Below are 20,089 nucleotides of genomic sequence, written 5' to 3'. Positions count from 1 at the left end.
GGTTATGCTCCGGGTTTGACTTCGGACAAATGGAGAGTTGCTGCAGCGCTTGTGTCAGACAAGTTAGCAACGAGACTGCCTAGGCTTTCGAGAAGCCAGCCTATATCAGTTACTGCCCCAGGGTTCAGGCCGGTGTCGTCGTTCGATGCTGTACAAGCCAGCAGGTGGCCAATGCCGGATATCCCATGCGCGAGTACGGAAACACAGCTTTCAGTTGCCTGCTCTGTCGCTTTCAGCTGACCGGGAGTCATGTTCTTCAGCGCTTCGTGGCGTGGCAGGAGATCGTTCCAGTAGCTCATTGCACACCCCCAACGTCGGTCGCGCTGTAGCTATAGCCGATGTACCGGTGCCGCCAGCAAAAGTTCTGCGAGCCGAGTTTGACGTTATCGAGCTGCGCGTAAAGGTCTTTCGAGATCGGATGCTGCTGACCAAGAGCCGGGATAATCATCGCCGTAAGGATACATTCGAGCTTTTTGAACGCCTCCCTGGCCTGGTTTTGGTGGTGGCATTCGAAATCGGCGAGAACGGCCGGCTCCAGCATTGTTCGCTTCGGACCACGGATCATTGCGCACCTCCTTGGGCTTCCAGGGCGCGGGCTTGATCCATGTGGTGGTTGTAGCGCTTCAAGCGGATGGACAGGGACGAGTTTGCGCGAAGGGCGCTGAGGGCCATCTTGCGGTGAGCAAGAGCACGGATTTTGGACGGAATGAGGGTGTTCATCGGTTCAGCTCCTAACGTTGAGGAACTGCCACGGATCGTCGCCAAACGATTTAGGGTGGCAGCTGTGCGCAGGTTGGCGAACCGGGACGTTAGGCACCCGGCAGACCCGAAGGTCTCCCGCGCACAGCCGCCATAAACAGGATGTGCGGGCACAAAAAAAGCGCCTGCAATCATCAAGGGGGCGCTTGTGCGCCTAACAGTAATCGGGTCGCCAAACCCGGTCGCTGAATTTGCAGCGACAGATGCACGATACAGCGAGCGCCGAATGGGTGCAAGTCCTACTCGTGCCCATTTTTTCCACTCGTGCCCATCCCTGTGCGTGGGCACGAGTGAGAAATTTGGGCACGAGTAAGGAGAAAGGGAATCAGTGGAGGCCGGGTAGGTCATCACGCCACCTCGCCACGGCTGGCTGCGATCTGCTCATCACACCAGGCGTAAATCTCTGCCTCGATCCACACGACGCACTTCGGGCCGAGCGTGACTTGTTTGGGGAAAGCGCCAGCGGCGATACGGCGGTAAATCTCGGTGCAGGACAGGCCGGTGATCGACTCAACGTCCTGGCGCTTGATGAAGCGGCGAGCGGATGGGGTGATGTTGGTAGGGATAGCCATCGTCTGCGCCTCCTTGGGCGGTTTCGGTAATCGACGATGGCAATGCTGGCGGAAAATGATTTGAGTGAGTCCTAAGTAGGTTTTCGTAATTCCTACTTAGGTTTTTTCTGGCCCTATTGACTGTCCAAGGCGTCCACCAAAGCACCTAGAACTCTGCGGATGGTCTCGTCATCCACACGAGCGCCCAGTTTCTCGGTGAGTTTCTCGATGCGTTGCGCGGCACCTCTTGCTTGTGGATTGATTTTTGCCTCCTCACACAACGCGGCGATCAATATGAGCAGGGTTTTCCTATGCTTAGGAGATGCCGGTGCCTCGTTTCTTGAGGGTGCAGCGTTAGTGGATGTGGATAGTGCTAGGCTCAGTCGTTCATTTTCTAACTGAAGGGCTTGATATGCAGACCGAATTTCTTCAATTGTACAATTGTCCGATAGAGGCGTTATGTTCACTTTCGAGTATGCAGACTTTCCGCTATCTCTATACGCTTTTGACCTTAGCCAGATAATCTCTTCAGAGATTTTTACGCTGATGCTTAGCTCTTTGTCGAAATAATCTTGGAAGATATCACCAGGGGGGAAGTCTCGCTCGTTTAACCAAACCTCGAAGTCGGTTAAGTCGACGAATGTTTTATCTTCGTCAATACTCTCATCTAGATCTCGCTTGATAAGAGTGGTCGGAAGCCTTCCAATATCTACTCCATTCTTTAGAATTTCGAGGTATTCGTCGGTGCTGGGTTTTAAAGCGGCGAGCAGAGATTCGTCATAAATGTCGATCCATTCCTGTGGATCGGCCTCTACGTCGAGGTCGCCACTGGTAAAGACCTCCAATGACATAAGCTCAGCAGCTCGCCTGAGGGACAGCTGGAGGACACCGAAATCTTTGAGTTCCAGTATCTGATTTTTAAGCTGGGCCAGTTCGGCAAAGCTGTCGATTTTTCGGTAGCGGTCACTTGCTGTTTCAAGGCTTATCATGCGTAGACCTCCTTATCGCGGTCACATCTGCGCCTGCGCAGAGCGCATCTATCTCATCGGCCCATGCCTGCATCATGACCCGGCGTTGCTCCAGGTAGTGCGCATGGTTATAAGTGTCGCGGATCGAGTCTTGATCGCCATGGGCCAGTTGCCGCTCGATCCAGTCCCGGTTGTAGCCTCGGGTGTTCAGGCTGGTGCTCAGCAGATGGCGGAAACCGTGGCCAGTCTGGCGCCCCTCGTAACCCATTGAGGAAAGCGCCTTGTTCACCGTGTTCTCGCTCATTGGTCTGGCCCGGTTGTTGCGCCCAGGAAAGGCGAGGGGATAGGAGCCGGTCAGTTCATGCAGGGCACGCAGCAGAACCACGGCCTGGCGTGGGAGCGGGACGATGTGAGGGCGCCGTGCCTTCATCCGTGCTGCAGGGATCGTCCAGGTAGCTGACTCCAGGTCGAACTCGTCCCAGGGCGCCAGCCGCAGCTCACCGGGTCGCACTGCTGTCAGCATTAGCAGGCGAATGGCGATCTTGCTGGTGATATCACACTGGGCCGCGTCCAGTTTCTCCAGCAGATCTGGCAGTTCGCCTTCTGATACGTGCGGATGGTGGCGAGTGCGCGGGGCGTGCGCGGCTACCACGTCCAGATCGGTGGCGGGGTTGCCGGGTACCACGCCCTTGGCCAAGCCGAAACGGAATATCTGGCTCAGCCACTGGCGAACCTTGCGGGCGACGTTGAATGCCTCGCGCCGCTCGATGTTGCGCACCAGGTCAACCAGCTCAGGACGTTGCACCTCGGCAGCGGGCCGTTTGCCAATCACCGGGAATATGTCCGACTCCAGATACTGCAGCGCTTTCGATGCGGTGGCTGGCGCCCATCGTGGGTGGTTGTAGTCGTACCATTCCCGCGCTAGCACTTCGAGCGTCAGCACCTGGGCGGCGGCAGCGGCCTTTTCCTGCTGTTTATGTGCGCTTGGGTCTATGTCCTGTGCCAGCAACTTTCGCGCAGCATCCCGGCGCTCGCGGGCTTGGGCAAGTGTGACGGCGGGGTAGGCGCCCAAGCCCAGCATCTTGGCCTTGCCCTCGAAACGGTAGCGAAGGCGCCAGAGCTTCCCGCCAGCGGTCGTCACTTCAAGGCAAAGGCCCTGGGCGTCAGCGAGGCGATAGAGCTTGTCGCGGGGTTTGGCGGTGCGGATGGCGGTATCTGTGAGCGCCACGGCTATTCCCTTGCAGTGCCGAACCGCGCTGGATTGCGGTCGGTGTGTGAGTAGGATTCTGGACCGAACTCGTCCTACTCACAAATCTACTCACATACTTTGGGGCTTACAAGGGAATCACTGGGAACGATGGACACAAAAAAACCGGCTCAGTGGCCGGTTTCTCTGGTGTTCCGGGTCTGGTAGGGACCGCTTGGAACTATGTGATGGTGCCCCGAGGGAGACTCGAACTCCCACTCCTTTCGAAAACGGATTTTGAATCCGCCGCGTCTACCAATTCCGCCATCAGGGCTTGTGGCGCGCAGTATAGAGAGGTCGCCCAAGCCGGTCAATCGGCTTTCATGGTCAATTTTCACACATTGGGCTAAACTTCCCGGCCCTGTCGAACCCGAACATCATCATGCGCGTCGCCGATTTTTCCTTCGAACTCCCCGATTCCCTGATCGCCCGCCACCCACTGGCCGAGCGCCATGGCAGCCGTCTGCTGGTCCTCGATGGGCCGAGCGGGGCGCTGGCGCACAAGCAATTCCCGGATCTGCTCGACTACCTGCGCCCCGGTGACCTGATGGTGTTCAACAACACCCGGGTGATTCCGGCGCGCCTGTTCGGCCAGAAAGCCTCCGGCGGCAAGCTGGAAGTGCTGGTCGAGCGCGTGCTCGACAGCCACCGCGTGCTGGCCCATGTGCGTGCCAGCAAAGCGCCGAAAGTCGGCGCAGTGATCCTTGTCGACGGCGGTGGCGAGGCCGAGATGGTCGCCCGCCACGATACGCTGTTCGAACTGCGTTTCAGCGAAGAGGTGCTGCCGCTGCTCGACCGCGTCGGCCACATGCCGCTGCCGCCGTATATCGACCGCCCGGACGAAGGCGCCGACCGCGAGCGCTATCAGACCGTTTACGCCGAGCGTGCCGGCGCCGTGGCCGCGCCCACCGCAGGCCTGCACTTCGACGAGGCGCTGCTGGAAAAAATCGCCGCCAAGGGCGTCGAGCGCGCCTTCGTTACCCTGCACGTGGGTGCTGGCACCTTCCAGCCGGTGCGGGTCGACAAGATCGAAGACCACCACATGCACAAGGAATGGCTCGAAGTGAGCCAGGAGGTGGTCGACGCCATCGAGGCCTGCCGCGCCCGTGGCGGCCGGGTGATCGCGGTGGGCACCACCAGCGTGCGCTCGCTGGAAAGCGCGGCGCGCGACGGCGTGCTCAAGGCCTTCAGCGGCGACACCGACATCTTCATCTACCCAGGCCGGCCGTTCCATGTGGTCGATTGCCTGGTCACCAACTTCCACCTGCCGGAGTCCACGCTGCTGATGCTGGTTTCGGCCTTCGCCGGTTACCCCGAGACCATGGCTGCCTACGCGGCGGCGGTCGACAACGGTTACCGCTTCTTCAGTTACGGTGATGCCATGTTCATCACCCGCAATCCGGCGCCACGCGGCCCAGAGGATCAAGCATGAGTCGCACCTGTCGAATGTCGTTCGAACTGCTGGCCACCGACGGCAAGGCCCGTCGCGGCCGCATCACCTTCCCGCGTGGCACCGTGGAAACCCCGGCCTTCATGCCGGTGGGCACCTATGGCACGGTCAAGGGCATGCTGCCGCGCGACATCGAGGCCATCGGCGCCGAGATGATCCTGGGCAACACCTTCCACCTGTGGCTGCGCCCAGGCACCGAAGTCATCAAGAAACACAACGGCCTGCACGATTTCATGCAATGGAAAGGCCCTATCCTCACCGATTCCGGTGGTTTCCAGGTGTTCAGCCTGGGCGCCATGCGCAAGATCAAGGAGGAAGGGGTGACCTTCGCATCGCCAGTCGACGGCTCCAAGGTGTTCATGGGCCCTGAGGAGTCCATGCAGGTTCAGCGTGACCTGGGCTCGGACGTGGTCATGATTTTCGACGAGTGCACCCCGTACCCGGCCGAGCACGACGTGGCGCGCACCTCCATGGAGCTGTCGCTGCGCTGGGCCCAGCGCTCGAAGAACGCCCACGCCGACAACACCGCTGCGCTGTTCGGCATCGTTCAGGGTGGCATGTACCAGGACCTGCGCATGCGTTCGCTGGAAGGCCTGGAAAACATCGGCTTCGATGGACTGGCCATCGGCGGCCTGTCGGTGGGCGAGCCCAAGCACGAGATGATCAAGGTGCTCGACTACCTGCCTGACCAGATGCCGGCTGACAAACCTCGTTACCTTATGGGGGTAGGCAAACCGGAAGATCTGGTTGAGGGTGTGCGCCGCGGCGTCGACATGTTCGACTGTGTGATGCCCACGCGCAACGCGCGCAACGGCCACCTGTTCGTCGATACAGGGGTGATCAAGATCCGCAACGCGTTCCATCGTCACGATGATTCGCCGCTGGATCCGACCTGTGATTGCTACACCTGCACCAACTTCTCCCGCGCTTACCTGCACCACCTGGACAAGTGCGGCGAAATGCTGAGCAGCATGCTGAATACCATCCACAACTTGCGCCATTACCAGCGCTTGATGGCCGGTTTACGCGAGGCTATTCAACAGGGTAAATTGGCCGCCTTTGTCGACGCCTTCTATGCCAAACGCGGGCTTCCTGTGCCGCCGTTGGCCTGACTGTTCGCATACATTATTAGAAAATTACATTAGGAGTGCCCAATGAGCTTCTTGATCCCCGCCGCATACGCGGACGCAGCTGCACCCGCCGCCGGCCCAGCCGGTACCGGCTTCGAGTGGATTTTCCTGGTCGGTTTCCTGGTCATCTTCTACCTGATGATCTGGCGCCCACAGGCCAAGCGCGCCAAAGAGCAGAAGAACCTGCTGGGCAACTTGCAAAAAGGTGACGAAGTTGTCACCAACGGCGGCATCGCCGGCAAGATCGTCAAGGTTTCCGATGACTTCGTGGTTCTGGAAGTGTCCGACACCGTCGAACTGAAGTTCCAGAAGGGCGCCATCGCGGCGACCCTGCCAAAAGGTACGCTCAAGGCTATCTGAGTTACCGGTTTCATTTTTCCAGTCGGGGCGCGCAAAGCGCCCCGCGTCTTGAACGGGCGGCGTGATGCTGAACAAATACCCTCTGTGGAAATACGCACTGATCCTGGTGGTACTGGCGATCGGTTTCATTTATTCCGCTCCCAACCTCTACCCGGATGATCCGGCGGTGCAGATCAGCGGTGCCAGCTCGGCGCTGCAGGTCAAGCAGGCCGACCTCGATCGCGTCAGCAAGGCGCTGGTCGATGCCGGTATCACCGTCAAAGGCGCGAGCCTGGGTGAGAAGGGCAGTGGCCTGATCCGCCTGACCAACCAGGAAGATCAACTGCCAGCCAAGGATGTCGTGCGCAAGGCACTGGGCGATGATTACGTCGTGGCCCTGAACCTGGCCCAGACGACCCCGCAATGGCTGCGGAACCTGGGTGCAAGCCCGATGAAGCTGGGCCTGGACCTGTCCGGTGGCGTGCACTTCCTGCTGGAAGTGGACATGGACAAGGCCATGAGCGCCCGCATGAAAGTCTACGAAGGCGAGGTCAAGACCTTGCTGCGCAAAGAGCGCATCCGCTACCGCAGCCTGCCGCAGCAGGATGGCGGGGTAATGCTGGGCTTCGCTGACGATGCCACCCGCGAACAGGCACGTGCCCTGATCCGCAAGAATTTCAATGACTTCGACCTGACCACCACCGAGCGCAACGAGCTTGCCGTGCTGCGCCTGGCGCTGACCCAGGCGAAAGTCGCCGAGATCCGCGAATACTCGATCAAGCAGAACCTCACCACCGTTCGCAACCGTGTGAACGAGCTGGGCGTGGCTGAGCCGCTGGTGCAGCGCCAGGGCGCCAACCGCATCGTGGTCGAGCTGCCAGGCGTGCAGGACACCGCCGAGGCCAAGCGTATTCTCGGCAAGACCGCCAACCTGGAGTTCCGCTTCGGCGCCGAGCCGGGTGCGTCCAAGGCCACCACTGAAACCTTCGAGTTCCGTGAGGGCAACCGTTCCGCCCAGGTCGAGCGCGGCTTGATCATCACCGGTGACCAGGTAACCGACGCCCAGGCCAGCTTCGACGAGCACGGCCGCCCGCAGGTGAACATCCGCCTGGATGGCCATGGCGGCGAGCTGATGAGCCGCGCTACGCGCAGCAACGTTGGCCGCAGCATGGCGGTGATCTTCATCGAGCAGAAGCCGGTTACCCGCTACGTCAAGCAGACTGTCGACGGCGTCGAGAAAGACGTGGCCGTGCAGAGCTTCCAGGAAGAGAAGAAGATCATCAGCCTGGCGACCATCCAGTCGCCGCTGGGCAGCCAGTTCCGCATCACCGGCCTCAATGGCCAGGGTGAGTCGTCGGAGCTTGCGCTGCTGCTGCGTGCCGGTGGTCTGGCCGCGCCAATGTACTTCGCCGAAGAACGTACCATTGGCCCAAGCCTGGGTGCCGACAACATCACCAAGGGTATCGATGCGTCGCTGTGGGGCATGCTGTTCGTCTCGCTGTTCATCATCGCCATCTACCGCGGCTTCGGCGTGATCGCCACCATCGCCCTGGCGGGCAACATGGTGCTGCTGCTGGCGCTGATGTCGCTGCTGGGCGCTACCCTGACCCTGCCGGGTATTGCCGGTATCGTGCTGACCATGGGTATGGCGGTGGACGCCAACGTGCTGATCTTCTCGCGTATTCGTGAGGAGCTGGCGGCTGGCATGTCGGTGCAGCGTGCGATCCACGAAGGCTTCAACCGCGCCTACACCGCGATCATCGACGCCAACCTGACCAGCCTGCTGGTCGGCGGCATCCTGTTCGCCATGGGTACCGGCCCGGTCAAGGGCTTTGCGGTCACCATGTCCCTCGGGATTTTCACCTCGATGTTCACCGCCGTCATGGTGACCCGCGCAATGGTCAACCTGACCTGCGGCGGGCGTGACATCAAGAAGCTGTGGGTTTGAGGGAGTTGCGATGAAAACCATCAACTTCATGGGCGTGCGCAATGTCGCGTTCGCCATTACCGTGCTCCTCACCGTGCTGGCGTTGTTCAGCTGGTGGCACAAGGGCCTGAACTTCGGCCTGGACTTCACCGGCGGTACGCTGATCGAGCTGACCTACGAACGCCCGGCCGACCTCAAGGCGGTGCGTGCCGAGCTGGTCGACTCCGGCTTCCACGAAGCCGTGGTGCAGAGCTTCGGCGCCACCACCGACCTGCTGGTGCGCATGCCCGGCGATGACCCGCAACTGGGCGCCAAGGTAGGCGCGGCCTTGCAGAAGGCCGGCGGCGACAACCCGGCCACCCTCAAGCGCGTCGAGTTCGTTGGCCCGCAGGTGGGTGAAGAGCTGCGCGACCAGGGCGGCCTCGGCATGCTCCTGGCCCTGGGCGGCATCCTCATCTACCTGGCCTTCCGCTTCCAGTGGAAGTTCGCCGTGGGTGCGATCGTCTCGCTGATCCACGACGTGGTGGTGACCCTGGGTATCCTGTCGTTCTTCCAGATCACCTTCGACCTGACGGTGCTGGCGGCGGTGTTGGCGATCATCGGCTACTCGCTGAACGACACCATCGTCGTGTTCGACCGGGTGCGTGAGAACTTCCGGGTGATGCGCAAGGCCTCGTTGATCGAGAACATCAACGTCTCGACCACCCAGACCCTGCTGCGCACCATCGCCACGTCGGTGTCGACCTTGCTGGCGATTGCCGCGCTGCTGATTTTCGGTGGCGACAACCTGTTCGGCTTCTCCCTGGCGCTGTTCATCGGTGTAATGGCGGGTACCTACTCGTCGATCTACATCGCCAACGTGGTGCTGATCTGGCTGAACCTGAGCAGTGAAGACCTGATTCCGCCGGCGAAAGCCGAGGGTGTGGACGACCGTCCATAAGGGTTTTTCCTACGCCGTTGGGCGACCCGAAAGGCGCGAGTGTTGAACTCGCGCCTTTTTTTTGGCTCCAAGGCTGGGAGAAAGCAGGGTAACCCCTGCGGGTACAACAGGAGGTTCATGTGAACAAATCAATGCTCGTAGGCGCTGTGCTGGGTGCTGTCGGTGTCACTGCCGGAGGTGCTGTTGCCACCTACAGCTTGGTGAACAAGGGGCCTGAATACGCCCAGGTCACCGACGTGCAACCGATCAAGCAACAGGTCAAGACCCCGCGTGAGGTCTGCAAGGATGTCACGGTCACCCGCCAGGCGCCGGTCAAGGACCAGCACCAGATCGCCGGGACCGTGGTCGGTGCCCTGGCCGGTGGCCTGCTGGGCAACCAGATCGGCGGCGGTACTGGCAAGAAGATCGCCACCGTGGCCGGTGCGGTCGGTGGTGGTTATGCGGGTAACAAGGTGCAGGAAGGCATGCAGCAGCGTGACACCTACACCACCACGCAAACCCGCTGCAACACGGTCAACGACATCAGCGAAAAGGTGGTGGGCTATAACGTCAAGTACACCATCGGTGACCAGGTGGGGCAGGTGAAGATGGATCGCGAGCCGGGGTCGACCATTCCGCTGGATAAGAACGGCAAGCTGATGCTTAGCGAAGTGGGGCAGTGAGGTTTCCGGCGCCGCGGGGCGTCGCATCGCGAGCTGCGCTCGCTCCTACCAGTCGTTCGCGCATCCCGTAGGAGCGAGCATAGCTCGCGATGCGCCGCCCAGCGGCGCCAAACCCCAGGCACAAAAAAAGCACCCCGAGGGGTGCTTTTTTCATGCCTGCAATCCGCGCTTAGCGCTTCATGTGCTCTGGCAGGTGCGGCTGGATAGCGGTCAGCACGGCCTTGAAGCACTTGATGTTGCCTGCAACGATGTGGCCCTTGTCGAGGAAATCGTGGCCACCGTTGAAGTCGCTCACCAGGCCACCGGCTTCCTGGATCAGCAGCACGCCGGCTGCCATGTCCCACTCGGACAGGCCCGATTCCCAGAAGGCGTCGAAGCGGCCAGCGGCCACGTAGGCCAGGTCGAGGCTGGCGGAGCCGGCGCGGCGGATGCCGGCGGTCTGGCCAGTCAGGGCGCGGAACATGCCCAGGTAGTTGTCCATGTCAGCCATCTGGTTGTCACGGAACGGGAAGCCGGTGCCCAGCAGGGCGCCGTCCAGGCTGGTGCGCGAGCTGACGCGCAGGCGACGGCCATTGAGCTGGGCGCCACGGCCACGGCTGGCGGTGAATTCTTCCTGGCGAACCGGGTCGACGATCACGGCGTGCTCAAGGCGGCCGCGGTATTTGCAGGCGATGCTGACGGCGAAGTGGGGGATGCCGCGCAGGAAGTTGGTGGTGCCGTCCAGTGGGTCGATGATCCACAGGTAGTCCTTGCCTTCCTCGCCGGTGCCCGCGTGCAGGCCGGTTTCCTCGCCCTGGATGGAGTGGTTCGGGTAGGCCTTGCGCAGGGCGTTGACGATGCTTTGTTCGGCAGCGCGATCTACTTCGGAGACGTAGTCCTTGGCCTCTTTCTCGTCGACCTTGATGGTATCCAGGCGTTCGATGGAGCGGAAAATCAGTTCACTGGCGCTGCGAGCGGCGCGCAGGGCGATATTCAGCATAGGCTGCATGGGCGGGTCACCTGGAGATGTTAAAGAAGAAAGCCGAACATTCTAGCAGAAAAGTTTGGCGGCAGAAGTGTCACATTTGCTTTCATGGCGTTACGCTGGTCGGTTCTGTAAGATCGATAGCCCCCAAACCTGCATCTGAGAGCACAACACCTTGCTGCAAAATATTCGTGTTGTTCTGGTCAATACCAGCCACCCCGGCAACATCGGCGGCGCTGCGCGTGCCATGAAAAACATGGGCTTGTCGCGTCTGGTGCTGGTGCAGCCGAAAGAGTTCCCGTGCGCCGAGGCCAGTGCTCGCGCCTCGGGTGCCGACGATATCCTGGCCAGTGCCCAGGTGGTCGGCAGCCTTGAAGAGGCGCTGGTTGGCTGCAACCTGGTCATGGGCACAAGTGCCCGTGAGCGCAGCATCCCCTGGCCGCTGATCGGCCCGCGCGAGTGCGGGGCCAAGGCCGTGGAGCACGCCGCTGGTGGTGAAGAAATCGCCCTGGTGTTCGGGCGCGAGCACGCCGGCCTGACCAACGAAGAACTGCAGCGATGTCACTTCCACGTGCACATTCCCTCGAACCCCGGCTTCAGCTCGCTGAACCTTGCCGCCGCTGTCCAGGTGCTCACCTACGAGGTGCGCATGGCGTGGCTGGCGAGCGAAGGCGAAGCCTCGGGGGGCGAAGCGCCCGATGCCAACGCCCAGCGTGGCAGCGAGCTGGCGACCATGGACGAAATGGAGCTGTTCTATGACCACCTGGAGAAAACCCTGGTGGACATCGGCTTCCTCGACCCCGAGAAGCCCCGGCACCTGATGCCGCGCCTGCGCAGGCTGTATGGGCGCAGCTCGGTCGATCGTTCGGAAATGAGCATTTTGCGCGGCATCCTCACCGAGACCCAGAAAGTGGTCCGGGGCGAGCCGCATAAACGGAAGGACTGATAGATGTTCGAGCGTTTGCGTGAAGATATTCAAAGCGTGTTCCACCGTGACCCGGCGGCGCGCAATGCCTTCGAGGTGCTGACCTGCTACCCCGGCATGCACGCCATCTGGCTGCACCGCCTGGGCAATGCCCTGTGGAAGCGCGAGTTCAAGTGGCTGGCGCGGCTGGTGTCGAACTTTGGCCGCTGGATGACCGGTATCGAGATCCACCCAGGTGCCACCATTGGCCGGCGCTTCTTCATCGACCATGGCATGGGCATCGTCATTGGCGAAACCGCCGAGATCGGCGACGACGTCACCTTGTACCAGGGCGTGACCTTGGGTGGCACCAGCTGGAACAAAGGCAAGCGTCACCCAACCCTGGAAAATGGCGTGGTGGTCGGGGCAGGGGCCAAGGTGCTCGGCCCGTTCACCGTCGGCGCCGGCGCCAAGATCGGTTCTAATGCGGTGGTGACCAAGGCGGTGCCGGCTGGCGCCACCGCGGTCGGCATCCCAGGGCGGATCATCGTCAAGAGCAGCGAGGACGATGGCGTCGAGGCCAAGCGCAAGGCCATGGCCGAGAAGATCGGCTTCGATGCCTATGGCGTCAGTGGCGACATGCCAGACCCCGTGGCCCGCGCCATCGGCCAGATGCTTGACCACCTGCAGGCCGTTGACGAGCGCCTGGAGGGCATGTGTGGCGCGTTGACCCGGATGGGCAGCGACTACTGCGCCAAGGAGCTGCCGAAGCTGCCTGAAGACGACTTTGCCGTCGAAACCCAGGCGGCGCAGCGCGACACTCAGTCGCATTGATTGCGCCGCGCTGATGGCGTGCTGACATATGGGGCGTGTGCTCACGCCCCATTGCTGCTACACTCGCGGCCGCTTTCCCGCTGCAAACCCGACTAAAGCAGTAGGTCTTATAGTTGACTTAAATGCTCGGGAATCGCATACTCGTACACATCCCGTAACTCCCGTGGTACCCATTAGCCATGCGACTGACTACCAAAGGCCGATACGCCGTCACTGCCATGCTCGACCTGGCATTGCACGCGCAGCATGGGCCGGTGTCTTTGGCCGACATTTCCGAGCGCCAGGGCATTTCCCTCTCTTATCTGGAGCAGCTGTTCGCCAAGCTGCGCCGCAGCAGCCTGGTATCCAGCGTGCGCGGCCCAGGCGGTGGCTACCAGCTGTCGCGGGGTATGGAAACCATCCAGGTGGCCCAGGTCATCGATGCGGTCAACGAATCGGTCGATGCCACCCGTTGCCAGGGCCTCGGGGATTGCCATGCCGGTGACACCTGCCTGACCCACCACCTGTGGTGCGACCTCAGCCAGCAGATTCACGAATTCCTCAGCGGCATCAGCCTGGCCGACCTCGTCATGCGCCGTGAGGTGCAGGAAGTCGCCCAGCGCCAGGACCTGCGGCGTGTCGCAGGCCGTACCGCCCAGCTGGACAAGATTGAGACGTCCGCCGTCGACTGACCGATTAATAGTGACGAGCGACGCCACCGCCTGATAGGAGATACCCATGAAGTTGCCGATCTACCTCGATTACTCCGCTACCACGCCGGTCGACCCACGTGTCGCCCAGAAGATGGCCGACTGCCTGCTGGTCGACGGCAACTTCGGTAACCCGGCCTCGCGCTCCCACGTGTTCGGCTGGAAGGCCGAGGAAGCGGTAGAGAATGGCCGTCGCCAGGTTGCCGAGCTGATCAACGCCGACCCGCGCGAAATCGTCTGGACCAGCGGTGCCACCGAGTCCGACAACCTCGCCCTGAAAGGCGTGGCGCACTTCTATCAGACCAAAGGCAAGCACATCATCACCTCCAAGATCGAGCACAAGGCGGTCCTGGACACCGCTCGCCAGCTGGAGCGTGAAGGTTTCGAAGTCACCTACCTGGAACCGGGCGAAGACGGCATCGTCACCCCGGCCATGGTCGAGGCCGTGCTGCGCGACGACACCATCCTGGTGTCGCTGATGCACGTGAACAACGAAGTGGGCTCGATCAACGACATCGCTGCCATCGGTGAACTGACCCGTTCGCGCGGCGTGCTGTTCCATGTCGACGCTGCCCAGTCGGCCGGCAAGGTGGAAATCGACCTGCAGAAGCTGAAAGTCGACCTGATGTCGTTCTCCGCGCACAAGGTCTACGGCCCTAAAGGCATCGGCGCGCTGTACGTCAGCCGCAAGCCGCGTGTGCGCCTGGAAGCCATCATTCACGGCGGTGGCCATGAGCGCGGCATGCGTTCGGGCACCCTGCCGACCCACCAGATCGTCGGCATGGGCGAAGCCTTCGCCATCGCCAAGCAGGAAATGGCCGCCGAGAACGTGCGCATCAAGGCCCTGAGCGACCGCTTCTTCAAGCAGGTCTCGGACCTTGAAGAGCTGTACGTCAACGGCAGCCAAACTGCCCGCGTGCCGCACAACCTGAACCTGAGCTTCAACTACGTCGAAGGCGAGTCGCTGCTGATGTCCCTGAAGGACATCGCCGTATCGTCCGGTTCGGCCTGCACCTCCGCCTCGCTCGAACCGTCCTACGTGCTGCGTGCACTGGGCCGCAACGACGAGCTGGCGCACAGCTCGATCCGCTTCTCCTTCGGCCGCTTCACCACTGAAGAAGAAGTCGACTACGCCGCGCAGCAAGTCTGCATGGCCGTCAACAAACTGCGTGAGCTGTCGCCGCTGTGGGACATGTACAAAGACGGCGTTGACATCTCCAAGATCGAGTGGGCCGCCCACTAAGCAGTCGCCGGCAAGAGCGGCTCCCTGATGAGGAAGGAATTGCACCATGGCATACAGTGAAAAGGTCATCGACCACTACGAAAACCCACGCAACGTCGGCAAGATGAACGCCGAGGACCCGGACGTCGGGACCGGCATGGTCGGCGCTCCGGCGTGCGGCGACGTGATGCGTCTGCAGATCAAGGTCAACGAGCAAGGCATCATCGAAGACGCCAAGTTCAAGACTTACGGCTGCGGTTCGGCCATCGCTTCCAGCTCCCTGGCCACCGAGTGGATGAAGGGCAAGACCCTGGACGAAGCCGAAACCATCAAGAACACCCAGCTGGCGGAAGAACTGGCCCTGCCGCCAGTGAAGATCCACTGCTCGGTACTCGCCGAAGATGCCATCAAGGCAGCCGTTCGCGACTACAAGCAGAAGAAAGGCTTGATCTAAGCCGCCCGTTGCAAGGTAAGAGTCAAGGAGTTCCGATGGCTATCAGCATGACAGAAGCCGCCGCCAACCACATTCGCCGCTCCCTCGACGGGCGCGGCAAGGGTGAGGGCATTCGCCTGGGCGTGCGCACCACCGGCTGCTCGGGCCTGGCCTACGTGCTGGAGTTCGTCGACGAGCTGGCCGATGAGGACCAGGTGTTCGAGAACCACGGCGTGAAGGTGATCATCGATCCCAAGAGCCTGGTGTACCTCGATGGCACCGAGCTGGACTTCGTCAAGGAAGGGTTGAACGAAGGCTTCAAGTTCAACAACCCCAACGTGCGCGGTGAGTGTGGCTGCGGCGAAAGCTTCAACGTTTGAGGCTGGCTGTGGGTACTCCTTGTCATTTCGCCCTGTTTGACCTCCAGCCGAGCTTCCGCCTGGACCTCGACAAGCTGGCCGCGCGCTACCGCGAGCTGGCCCGCGAGGTTCACCCGGACCGCTTCGCCGACGCTTCCGAGCGCGAGCAGCGCGTTGCGCTGGAGAAGTCCGCATCCCTCAACGATGCCTACCAGACCCTGCGCAGCGCACCGCGCCGTGCCCGCTACCTGCTGGCCATCGGTGGCCACGAAGTGCCTCAGGAAGTCACGGTTCACGACCCCGACTTCCTGCTGCAGCAAATGCAGTGGCGCGAAGAGCTCGAAGAGCTGCAGGACGAAGCCGACCTCGATGGCGTGGCCGTGTTCAAGAAGCGCCTGAAGGTTGCCCAGGACCGCCTCAACGAGGACTTCGCTGCCTGCTGGGATGTGCCTGCCGAGCGTGAACAGGCCGAGCGCCTGATGCGCCGCATGCAGTTCCTCGACAAGCTCGCCCAAGAAGTGCGCCAACTCGAAGAGCGCCTCGACGATTAACCCGGTGTCGCCCGTGATGACGCCTAAGGTATTCAGATAAGCATGGCCCTACTGCAGATCGCCGAACCCGGTCAAAGCCCTCAGCCGCACCAGCGCCGCCTGGCGGTGGGGATCGACCTGGGTACCACCAATTCTCTGGTCGCTGCCGTGCGCAGCGGTCGCAGCGAGCCCCTGCCCGATGCGCAGGGTAACGTCATTCTGCCCTCCGCAGTGCGTTACCTGGCGGACCACAACGAGGTCGGCCTGGCGGCGCGCGAAGCCGCGCCACGCGACCCGCTGAACACCGTGCTGTCGGTCAAGCGCCTGATGGGCCGTGGCCTGGCAGACGTCAAGCAGCTCGGTGAGCAGCTGCCGTACCGCTTCGTTGGCGGTGAATCGCACATGCCGTTCATCGACACCGTGCAGGGCCCGAAAAGCCCGGTGCAAGTGTCCGCCGACATCCTCAAGGTGCTGCGCGAGCGCGCCGAAGCCACCCTGGGTGGCGAGCTGGTGGGGGCGGTGATCACCGTGCCGGCCTATTTCGACGACGCCCAGCGCCAGGCCACCAAGGACGCTGCACGCCTGGCCGGCCTGAACGTGCTGCGCCTGCTGAACGAGCCGACTGCCGCTGCCGTGGCCTACGGCCTGGACCAGAATGCTGAAGGCCTGGTGGCCATCTATGACCTGGGTGGCGGCACCTTCGATATTTCCATCCTGCGCCTGACGGCGGGCGTGTTCGAAGTGCTGGCCACCGGTGGCGACACCGCCCTGGGCGGCGATGACTTCGACCACGCGATTGCCGGTTGGATCATCGAGCAGGCCGGTTTGTCCGCCGACCTCGACCCGGCCACCCAGCGCCAGTTGCTGCAGGCCGCCTGCGCAGCCAAGGAAGCCTTGACCGATGCCGACACCGTCAGCGTCAGCCACGGTGCCTGGCAGGGCGAGCTGAGCCGCGCCGCGTTCGAGGCGATGATCGAGCCGCTGATCGCCCGCAGCCTGAAGAGCTGCCGCCGCGCCGTGCGTGACAGCGGCGTGGAGCTTGAGGAAGTCGCTGCCGTGGTGATGGTCGGTGGTTCGACCCGCGTGCCACGTGTGCGTGAAGCCGTGGGCGCGCTGTTTGGCCGCACCCCGCTGACCTCCATCGACCCGGACCAGGTGGTGGCCATCGGCGCCGCCATCCAGGCCGACACCCTGGCCGGCAACCGCCGCGAAGGTGGCGAACTGCTGCTGCTCGATGTCATCCCGCTGTCCCTGGGCCTTGAGACCATGGGCGGGCTGATGGAGAAGGTGATTCCGCGCAACACCACCATTCCGGTGGCTCGTGCCCAGGAGTTCACCACCTACAAGGATGGCCAGTCGGCCATGATGATCCACGTGCTGCAAGGCGAGCGCGAATTGATCAGCGACTGCCGTTCCCTGGCGCGCTTCGAGCTGCGCGGCATTCCGGCCATGGTGGCGGGCGCTGCGAAAATCCGCGTCACCTTCCAGGTGGATGCCGACGGCCTGCTCAGCGTGGCCGCCCGCGAACTCGGTTCGGGCGTGGAAGCCAGCATTCAGGTCAAGCCGTCCTACGGCCTGACCGATGGCGAGATCGCCCGCATGCTCAAGGACTCCTTCGAGCACGCAGGCTCCGACAAGCAGGCCCGCCAGCTGCGTGAGCACCAGGTGGACGGCGAGCGCCTGCTCGAAGCAGTACAGGGCGCCCTGGACGCCGACGGCGAGCGCTTGCTCAGCAGCGACGAGCGCGACGCCATCGAATTCCAGATGCAAGAACTACGTGATTTGCTGGCCGGCACCGATGGCGCCGCCATCGAGCAACAGACCAAGCGTCTGTCGCAGGTGACCGATGCATTTGCCGCCCGTCGCCTTGATTCGACGGTCAAAGCCGCACTGGCCGGGCGCAACCTGAATGAGATCGAGGAGTAACCGATGCCGCTGGTGACATTCCTGCCGCACGAGAAGTTCTGCCCCGAAGGGCTGACCGTGGAGGTGCCTGCCGGGACCAACATCCTGGAGCTGGCCCACGACCATCACATCGAGATGGAAAGCGCCTGCGGTGGCGTCAAGGCCTGCACCACTTGCCACTGCATTGTGCGCAAGGGCTTCGACTCGCTCGAAGAGGCCGATGAGCTGGAAGAAGACATGCTGGACAAGGCCTGGGGCCTGGAGGCCCAATCGCGCCTCGGTTGCCAGGTGGTGGTGGCGGACGAAGACCTGACCATCGAGATTCCGAAGTATTCGCTCAACCACGCTGCCGAAGCGCCGCACTGAGGTTTGCCTGATGAGCCTGAAATGGATTGATGTACTTGAGATCGCCATCCAGCTTGCAGATAGCAAGCCGGAAGTCGATCCTAGATATGTGAATTTCGTCGATCTGCACCGTTGGGTGCTGGCCTTGCCAGAATTCAGCGACGATCCGTCACGTGGCGGTGAGAAAGTGCTGGAGGCCATCCAGGCGGCCTGGATCGAAGAAGCCGACTAAGCGTGACGCTGCAGGTTAGGCAATCCCCTGGAACCCGCGTATAATTCGCGGGTTTAATTTTTCGTAACACTCATATTCTGGAGTTTTCCATGGCTGTTCAACGTACTTTCTCGATCATCAAGCCTGACGCCGTTGCCAAGAACGTAATCGGCAAGATCACTACCCGCTTCGAAGAAGCTGGCCTGAAAATCGTTGCCTCGAAAATCAAGCAACTGTCCAAAGCCGAAGCCGAAGGCTTCTACGCCGAGCACAGCGAGCGCGGCTTCTTCGGTGACCTGGTTGCCTTCATGACTTCCGGTCCAGTCGTTGTTCAGGTTCTGGAAGGTGAGAACGCCATCGCCAAGAACCGTGAGCTGATGGGCGCTACCAACCCTAAAGAAGCTGCTGCCGGCACCATCCGTGCTGACTTCGCCGAGTCGATCGACGCCAACGCCGTTCACGGTTCGGACTCCGAAGCTGCCGCTGCTCGCGAAATCGCTTACTTCTTCGCTGCTACCGAGGTAACCACTCGCTAAGCGAAAGCTTACGGGTGAGGGTGAATCCATGACGACATCTACTGGCAAAATCAACCTGTTGGGGCTGACCCAGCCGGAAATGGAAAAATTCTTCGACTCGATAGGGGAGAAGCGCTTCCGTGCCGGGCAGGTGATGAAATGGATTCACCATTTTGGCGTGTCCGACTTTGCGGCCATGACCAACGTAGGCAAGGTCTTGCGCGAAAAGCTCGAGGCCGTTGCCGAGATTCGCCCCCCGGAAGTGGTCAGTGAAGACATTTCCGCCGACGGCACCCGCAAATGGGTGATCCGCGTTGCCTCCGGCAGCTGCGTCGAGACCGTCTACATTCCTACCGACGACCGCGGCACCCTCTGCGTTTCGTCGCAAGCCGGCTGCGCCCTGGACTGCAGTTTCTGCTCCACCGGCAAGCAAGGCTTCAACAGCAACCTCACCGCCGCCGAAGTGATCGGCCAGGTGTGGCTTGCGAACAAATCCTTCGGGACCGTTCCTGCCAAGATCGACCGCGCGATTACCAACGTGGTGATGATGGGCATGGGCGAGCCCCTGCTGAACTTCGACAACGTCATCGCCGCCATGCACATCATGATGGATGACCTGGGCTATGGCATTTCCAAGCGCCGCGTCACCCTGTCCACCTCGGGCGTGGTGCCGATGATCGACGAGCTGGCCAAGCACATCGACGTGTCCCTGGCCCTGTCGCTGCACGCGCCGAACGACGAGCTGCGCAACAAGCTGGTCCCTATCAACAAGAAGTACCCGCTGAAGATGCTGCTCGAATCGTGCATGGGCTACATGTCGACCCTCGGTGGCAAGCGCGTGCTGACCATCGAGTACACCCTGCTCAAGGACGTGAACGACCAGCCTGAACATGCCGCGCAGATGATCGAGCTGCTGCGCGACGTGCCGTGCAAGATCAACCTGATCCCGTTCAACCCGTTCCCGCACTCGGGCTACGAGCGGCCGAGCAACAACGCGATCCGCCGCTTCCAGGACCTGCTGCACCACGGTGGTTTCAACGTTACTACCCGCACCACCCGCGGCGACGACATCGATGCCGCCTGTGGCCAGCTGGTCGGCCAGGTCAATGACCGCACCCGCCGCAGCGAGCGTTACATCGCCGTGCGCCAGCTGTCCGCTGACGCTGAGCTCGCAGACAGCGCCGTGCGCCACTGAGTCCCGGCCCC

The 20,089-nt window shown here is 61.8% G+C and carries 25 protein-coding genes and 1 tRNA gene; 18 read left to right on the top strand and 8 right to left on the bottom strand.

The features are described from left to right. Positions 1 to 2 precede the first annotated feature (2 nt). The 7 genes from F3J44_RS20865 to F3J44_RS20835 all read right to left on the bottom strand — a co-directional run bounded on the left by F3J44_RS20865 (position 3) and on the right by F3J44_RS20835 (position 3,798). Positions 3 to 299, bottom strand: a complete 297-nt coding sequence (locus F3J44_RS20865; RefSeq protein ID WP_167275532.1) for a hypothetical protein — start codon at positions 297 to 299, stop codon at positions 3 to 5. Continuing rightward, a complete protein-coding gene (locus F3J44_RS20860; protein WP_167275530.1) occupies positions 296 to 565 on the bottom strand; it encodes a hypothetical protein in 270 nt (89 codons plus the stop codon). Before F3J44_RS20860 ends, F3J44_RS20865 begins: the two co-directional genes overlap by 4 nt. After that, on the bottom strand, positions 562 to 720 hold the full coding sequence (locus tag F3J44_RS20855) for a hypothetical protein (RefSeq protein ID WP_167275527.1): 159 nt from the start codon (positions 718 to 720) through the stop codon (positions 562 to 564). The genes F3J44_RS20860 and F3J44_RS20855 overlap by 4 nt, the downstream gene beginning before the upstream one ends. A 386-nt stretch (positions 721 to 1,106) precedes the next feature. After that, entirely contained in the window at positions 1,107 to 1,331 is a 225-nt protein-coding gene (locus F3J44_RS20850; protein WP_205300021.1) for an AlpA family transcriptional regulator, read from the bottom strand. 113 nt (positions 1,332 to 1,444) lie between these two features. Then, complete coding sequence (locus F3J44_RS20845) at positions 1,445 to 2,299, bottom strand: hypothetical protein (RefSeq protein WP_167275525.1); 855 nt, start codon at positions 2,297 to 2,299, stop codon at positions 1,445 to 1,447. After that, positions 2,286 to 3,506 (bottom strand): integrase arm-type DNA-binding domain-containing protein, encoded by a 1,221-nt coding sequence (locus F3J44_RS30400; protein ID WP_167275522.1) that lies wholly within the window; start codon positions 3,504 to 3,506, stop codon positions 2,286 to 2,288. Before F3J44_RS30400 ends, F3J44_RS20845 begins: the two co-directional genes overlap by 14 nt. A 207-nt stretch (positions 3,507 to 3,713) precedes the next feature. Further along, positions 3,714 to 3,798, bottom strand: a tRNA-Leu gene (locus tag F3J44_RS20835). Positions 3,799 to 3,906: 108 nt separating this feature from the next. Here F3J44_RS20835 and queA point away from each other — a divergent pair. From queA to F3J44_RS20805, 6 genes are all read left to right on the top strand, one after another. Continuing rightward, on the top strand, positions 3,907 to 4,956 hold the full coding sequence (gene queA / locus F3J44_RS20830; RefSeq protein ID WP_167060728.1) for a tRNA preQ1(34) S-adenosylmethionine ribosyltransferase-isomerase QueA: 1,050 nt from the start codon (positions 3,907 to 3,909) through the stop codon (positions 4,954 to 4,956). 14 nt (positions 4,957 to 4,970) lie between these two features. Continuing rightward, positions 4,971 to 6,086 carry a tRNA guanosine(34) transglycosylase Tgt gene (gene tgt, locus F3J44_RS20825; RefSeq protein ID WP_205300035.1) on the top strand — a complete coding sequence of 372 codons (1,116 nt, stop codon included), beginning with the start codon at positions 4,971 to 4,973 and terminating at the stop codon, positions 6,084 to 6,086. A 42-nt stretch (positions 6,087 to 6,128) separates the two neighbouring features. Then, positions 6,129 to 6,464: a preprotein translocase subunit YajC gene (gene yajC, locus F3J44_RS20820; RefSeq protein WP_056795769.1), complete on the top strand. Its 336-nt coding sequence runs from the start codon at positions 6,129 to 6,131 to the stop codon at positions 6,462 to 6,464. Between the two features lie 64 nt (positions 6,465 to 6,528). Next, entirely contained in the window at positions 6,529 to 8,391 is a 1,863-nt protein-coding gene (secD, locus tag F3J44_RS20815) for a protein translocase subunit SecD (protein ID WP_167060723.1), read from the top strand. Between the two features lie 10 nt (positions 8,392 to 8,401). Then, complete coding sequence (secF, locus tag F3J44_RS20810; RefSeq protein WP_167060720.1) at positions 8,402 to 9,310, top strand: protein translocase subunit SecF; 909 nt, start codon at positions 8,402 to 8,404, stop codon at positions 9,308 to 9,310. A gap of 119 nt (positions 9,311 to 9,429) precedes the next feature. Next, positions 9,430 to 9,972, top strand: a complete 543-nt coding sequence (locus tag F3J44_RS20805; protein WP_167275517.1) for a glycine zipper 2TM domain-containing protein — start codon at positions 9,430 to 9,432, stop codon at positions 9,970 to 9,972. A 169-nt stretch (positions 9,973 to 10,141) separates the two neighbouring features. On the opposite strand, the gene suhB is transcribed toward F3J44_RS20805, so the two are convergent. Beyond that, complete coding sequence (gene suhB / locus F3J44_RS20800; protein WP_152956689.1) at positions 10,142 to 10,960, bottom strand: inositol-phosphate phosphatase; 819 nt, start codon at positions 10,958 to 10,960, stop codon at positions 10,142 to 10,144. 151 nt (positions 10,961 to 11,111) lie between these two features. On the opposite strand from suhB, the gene trmJ reads away from it, so the two are divergent. The 12 genes from trmJ (at position 11,112) to rlmN (ending at position 20,078) form a co-directional block, all read left to right on the top strand. Then, positions 11,112 to 11,882 carry a tRNA (cytosine(32)/uridine(32)-2'-O)-methyltransferase TrmJ gene (gene trmJ / locus F3J44_RS20795; protein ID WP_167060714.1) on the top strand — a complete coding sequence of 257 codons (771 nt, stop codon included), beginning with the start codon at positions 11,112 to 11,114 and terminating at the stop codon, positions 11,880 to 11,882. Between the two features lie 3 nt (positions 11,883 to 11,885). Next, positions 11,886 to 12,674: a serine O-acetyltransferase gene (cysE, locus tag F3J44_RS20790; RefSeq protein WP_167060711.1), complete on the top strand. Its 789-nt coding sequence runs from the start codon at positions 11,886 to 11,888 to the stop codon at positions 12,672 to 12,674. A gap of 179 nt (positions 12,675 to 12,853) precedes the next feature. After that, positions 12,854 to 13,345 (top strand): Fe-S cluster assembly transcriptional regulator IscR, encoded by a 492-nt coding sequence (gene iscR, locus F3J44_RS20785; RefSeq protein ID WP_008092572.1) that lies wholly within the window; start codon positions 12,854 to 12,856, stop codon positions 13,343 to 13,345. Between the two features lie 46 nt (positions 13,346 to 13,391). Next, entirely contained in the window at positions 13,392 to 14,606 is a 1,215-nt protein-coding gene (locus F3J44_RS20780) for an IscS subfamily cysteine desulfurase (protein ID WP_167060708.1), read from the top strand. Positions 14,607 to 14,652: 46 nt separating this feature from the next. Beyond that, complete coding sequence (gene iscU, locus F3J44_RS20775) at positions 14,653 to 15,039, top strand: Fe-S cluster assembly scaffold IscU (protein ID WP_007929523.1); 387 nt, start codon at positions 14,653 to 14,655, stop codon at positions 15,037 to 15,039. Between the two features lie 35 nt (positions 15,040 to 15,074). After that, positions 15,075 to 15,398, top strand: a complete 324-nt coding sequence (gene iscA / locus F3J44_RS20770; RefSeq protein ID WP_003248536.1) for an iron-sulfur cluster assembly protein IscA — start codon at positions 15,075 to 15,077, stop codon at positions 15,396 to 15,398. 8 nt (positions 15,399 to 15,406) lie between these two features. After that, positions 15,407 to 15,928 (top strand): co-chaperone HscB, encoded by a 522-nt coding sequence (hscB, locus tag F3J44_RS20765; protein WP_167060705.1) that lies wholly within the window; start codon positions 15,407 to 15,409, stop codon positions 15,926 to 15,928. Positions 15,929 to 15,970: 42 nt separating this feature from the next. Continuing rightward, positions 15,971 to 17,833, top strand: coding sequence for a Fe-S protein assembly chaperone HscA (gene hscA / locus F3J44_RS20760; RefSeq protein ID WP_167275514.1), 1,863 nt, complete (start codon positions 15,971 to 15,973; stop codon positions 17,831 to 17,833). 3 nt (positions 17,834 to 17,836) lie between these two features. Further along, entirely contained in the window at positions 17,837 to 18,178 is a 342-nt protein-coding gene (fdx, locus tag F3J44_RS20755; RefSeq protein WP_110735783.1) for an ISC system 2Fe-2S type ferredoxin, read from the top strand. 10 nt (positions 18,179 to 18,188) lie between these two features. Continuing rightward, positions 18,189 to 18,389: a Fe-S cluster assembly protein IscX gene (iscX, locus tag F3J44_RS20750; protein ID WP_167060699.1), complete on the top strand. Its 201-nt coding sequence runs from the start codon at positions 18,189 to 18,191 to the stop codon at positions 18,387 to 18,389. Positions 18,390 to 18,478: 89 nt separating this feature from the next. Continuing rightward, positions 18,479 to 18,904, top strand: a complete 426-nt coding sequence (gene ndk, locus F3J44_RS20745; protein ID WP_023533373.1) for a nucleoside-diphosphate kinase — start codon at positions 18,479 to 18,481, stop codon at positions 18,902 to 18,904. Positions 18,905 to 18,932: 28 nt separating this feature from the next. Continuing rightward, positions 18,933 to 20,078 carry a 23S rRNA (adenine(2503)-C(2))-methyltransferase RlmN gene (rlmN, locus tag F3J44_RS20740; protein WP_167060696.1) on the top strand — a complete coding sequence of 382 codons (1,146 nt, stop codon included), beginning with the start codon at positions 18,933 to 18,935 and terminating at the stop codon, positions 20,076 to 20,078. Positions 20,079 to 20,089 lie beyond the last annotated feature (11 nt).

This window comes from Pantoea sp. Tr-811, assembly GCF_011752535.1.
Classification (GTDB): domain Bacteria; phylum Pseudomonadota; class Gammaproteobacteria; order Pseudomonadales; family Pseudomonadaceae; genus Aquipseudomonas.
The sequence above is the reverse complement of the archived record's forward strand: the minus strand, read 5'-3'. Positions and strand labels throughout refer to the sequence as shown.

What these genes read in the sequence shown, in the direction of transcription:
- F3J44_RS20865 (WP_167275532.1), bottom strand. Translation starts at nt 299, where the DNA reads ATGAGCTACTGGAACGATCTCCTGCCACGCCACGAAGCGCTGAAGAAC.
- F3J44_RS20860 (WP_167275530.1), bottom strand. Translation starts at nt 565, where the DNA reads ATGATCCGTGGTCCGAAGCGAACAATGCTGGAGCCGGCCGTTCTCGCC.
- F3J44_RS20855 (WP_167275527.1), bottom strand. Translation starts at nt 720, where the DNA reads ATGAACACCCTCATTCCGTCCAAAATCCGTGCTCTTGCTCACCGCAAG.
- F3J44_RS20850 (WP_205300021.1), bottom strand. Translation starts at nt 1,331, where the DNA reads ATGGCTATCCCTACCAACATCACCCCATCCGCTCGCCGCTTCATCAAG.
- F3J44_RS20845 (WP_167275525.1), bottom strand. Translation starts at nt 2,299, where the DNA reads ATGATAAGCCTTGAAACAGCAAGTGACCGCTACCGAAAAATCGACAGC.
- queA (WP_167060728.1), top strand. Translation starts at nt 3,907, where the DNA reads ATGCGCGTCGCCGATTTTTCCTTCGAACTCCCCGATTCCCTGATCGCC.
- tgt (WP_205300035.1), top strand. Translation starts at nt 4,971, where the DNA reads ATGTCGTTCGAACTGCTGGCCACCGACGGCAAGGCCCGTCGCGGCCGC.
- yajC (WP_056795769.1), top strand. Translation starts at nt 6,129, where the DNA reads ATGAGCTTCTTGATCCCCGCCGCATACGCGGACGCAGCTGCACCCGCC.
- secD (WP_167060723.1), top strand. Translation starts at nt 6,529, where the DNA reads ATGCTGAACAAATACCCTCTGTGGAAATACGCACTGATCCTGGTGGTA.
- secF (WP_167060720.1), top strand. Translation starts at nt 8,402, where the DNA reads ATGAAAACCATCAACTTCATGGGCGTGCGCAATGTCGCGTTCGCCATT.
- suhB (WP_152956689.1), bottom strand. Translation starts at nt 10,960, where the DNA reads ATGCAGCCTATGCTGAATATCGCCCTGCGCGCCGCTCGCAGCGCCAGT.
- cysE (WP_167060711.1), top strand. Translation starts at nt 11,886, where the DNA reads ATGTTCGAGCGTTTGCGTGAAGATATTCAAAGCGTGTTCCACCGTGAC.
- iscR (WP_008092572.1), top strand. Translation starts at nt 12,854, where the DNA reads ATGCGACTGACTACCAAAGGCCGATACGCCGTCACTGCCATGCTCGAC.
- F3J44_RS20780 (WP_167060708.1), top strand. Translation starts at nt 13,392, where the DNA reads ATGAAGTTGCCGATCTACCTCGATTACTCCGCTACCACGCCGGTCGAC.
- iscU (WP_007929523.1), top strand. Translation starts at nt 14,653, where the DNA reads ATGGCATACAGTGAAAAGGTCATCGACCACTACGAAAACCCACGCAAC.
- iscA (WP_003248536.1), top strand. Translation starts at nt 15,075, where the DNA reads ATGGCTATCAGCATGACAGAAGCCGCCGCCAACCACATTCGCCGCTCC.
- hscA (WP_167275514.1), top strand. Translation starts at nt 15,971, where the DNA reads ATGGCCCTACTGCAGATCGCCGAACCCGGTCAAAGCCCTCAGCCGCAC.
- fdx (WP_110735783.1), top strand. Translation starts at nt 17,837, where the DNA reads ATGCCGCTGGTGACATTCCTGCCGCACGAGAAGTTCTGCCCCGAAGGG.
- iscX (WP_167060699.1), top strand. Translation starts at nt 18,189, where the DNA reads ATGAGCCTGAAATGGATTGATGTACTTGAGATCGCCATCCAGCTTGCA.
- ndk (WP_023533373.1), top strand. Translation starts at nt 18,479, where the DNA reads ATGGCTGTTCAACGTACTTTCTCGATCATCAAGCCTGACGCCGTTGCC.
- rlmN (WP_167060696.1), top strand. Translation starts at nt 18,933, where the DNA reads ATGACGACATCTACTGGCAAAATCAACCTGTTGGGGCTGACCCAGCCG.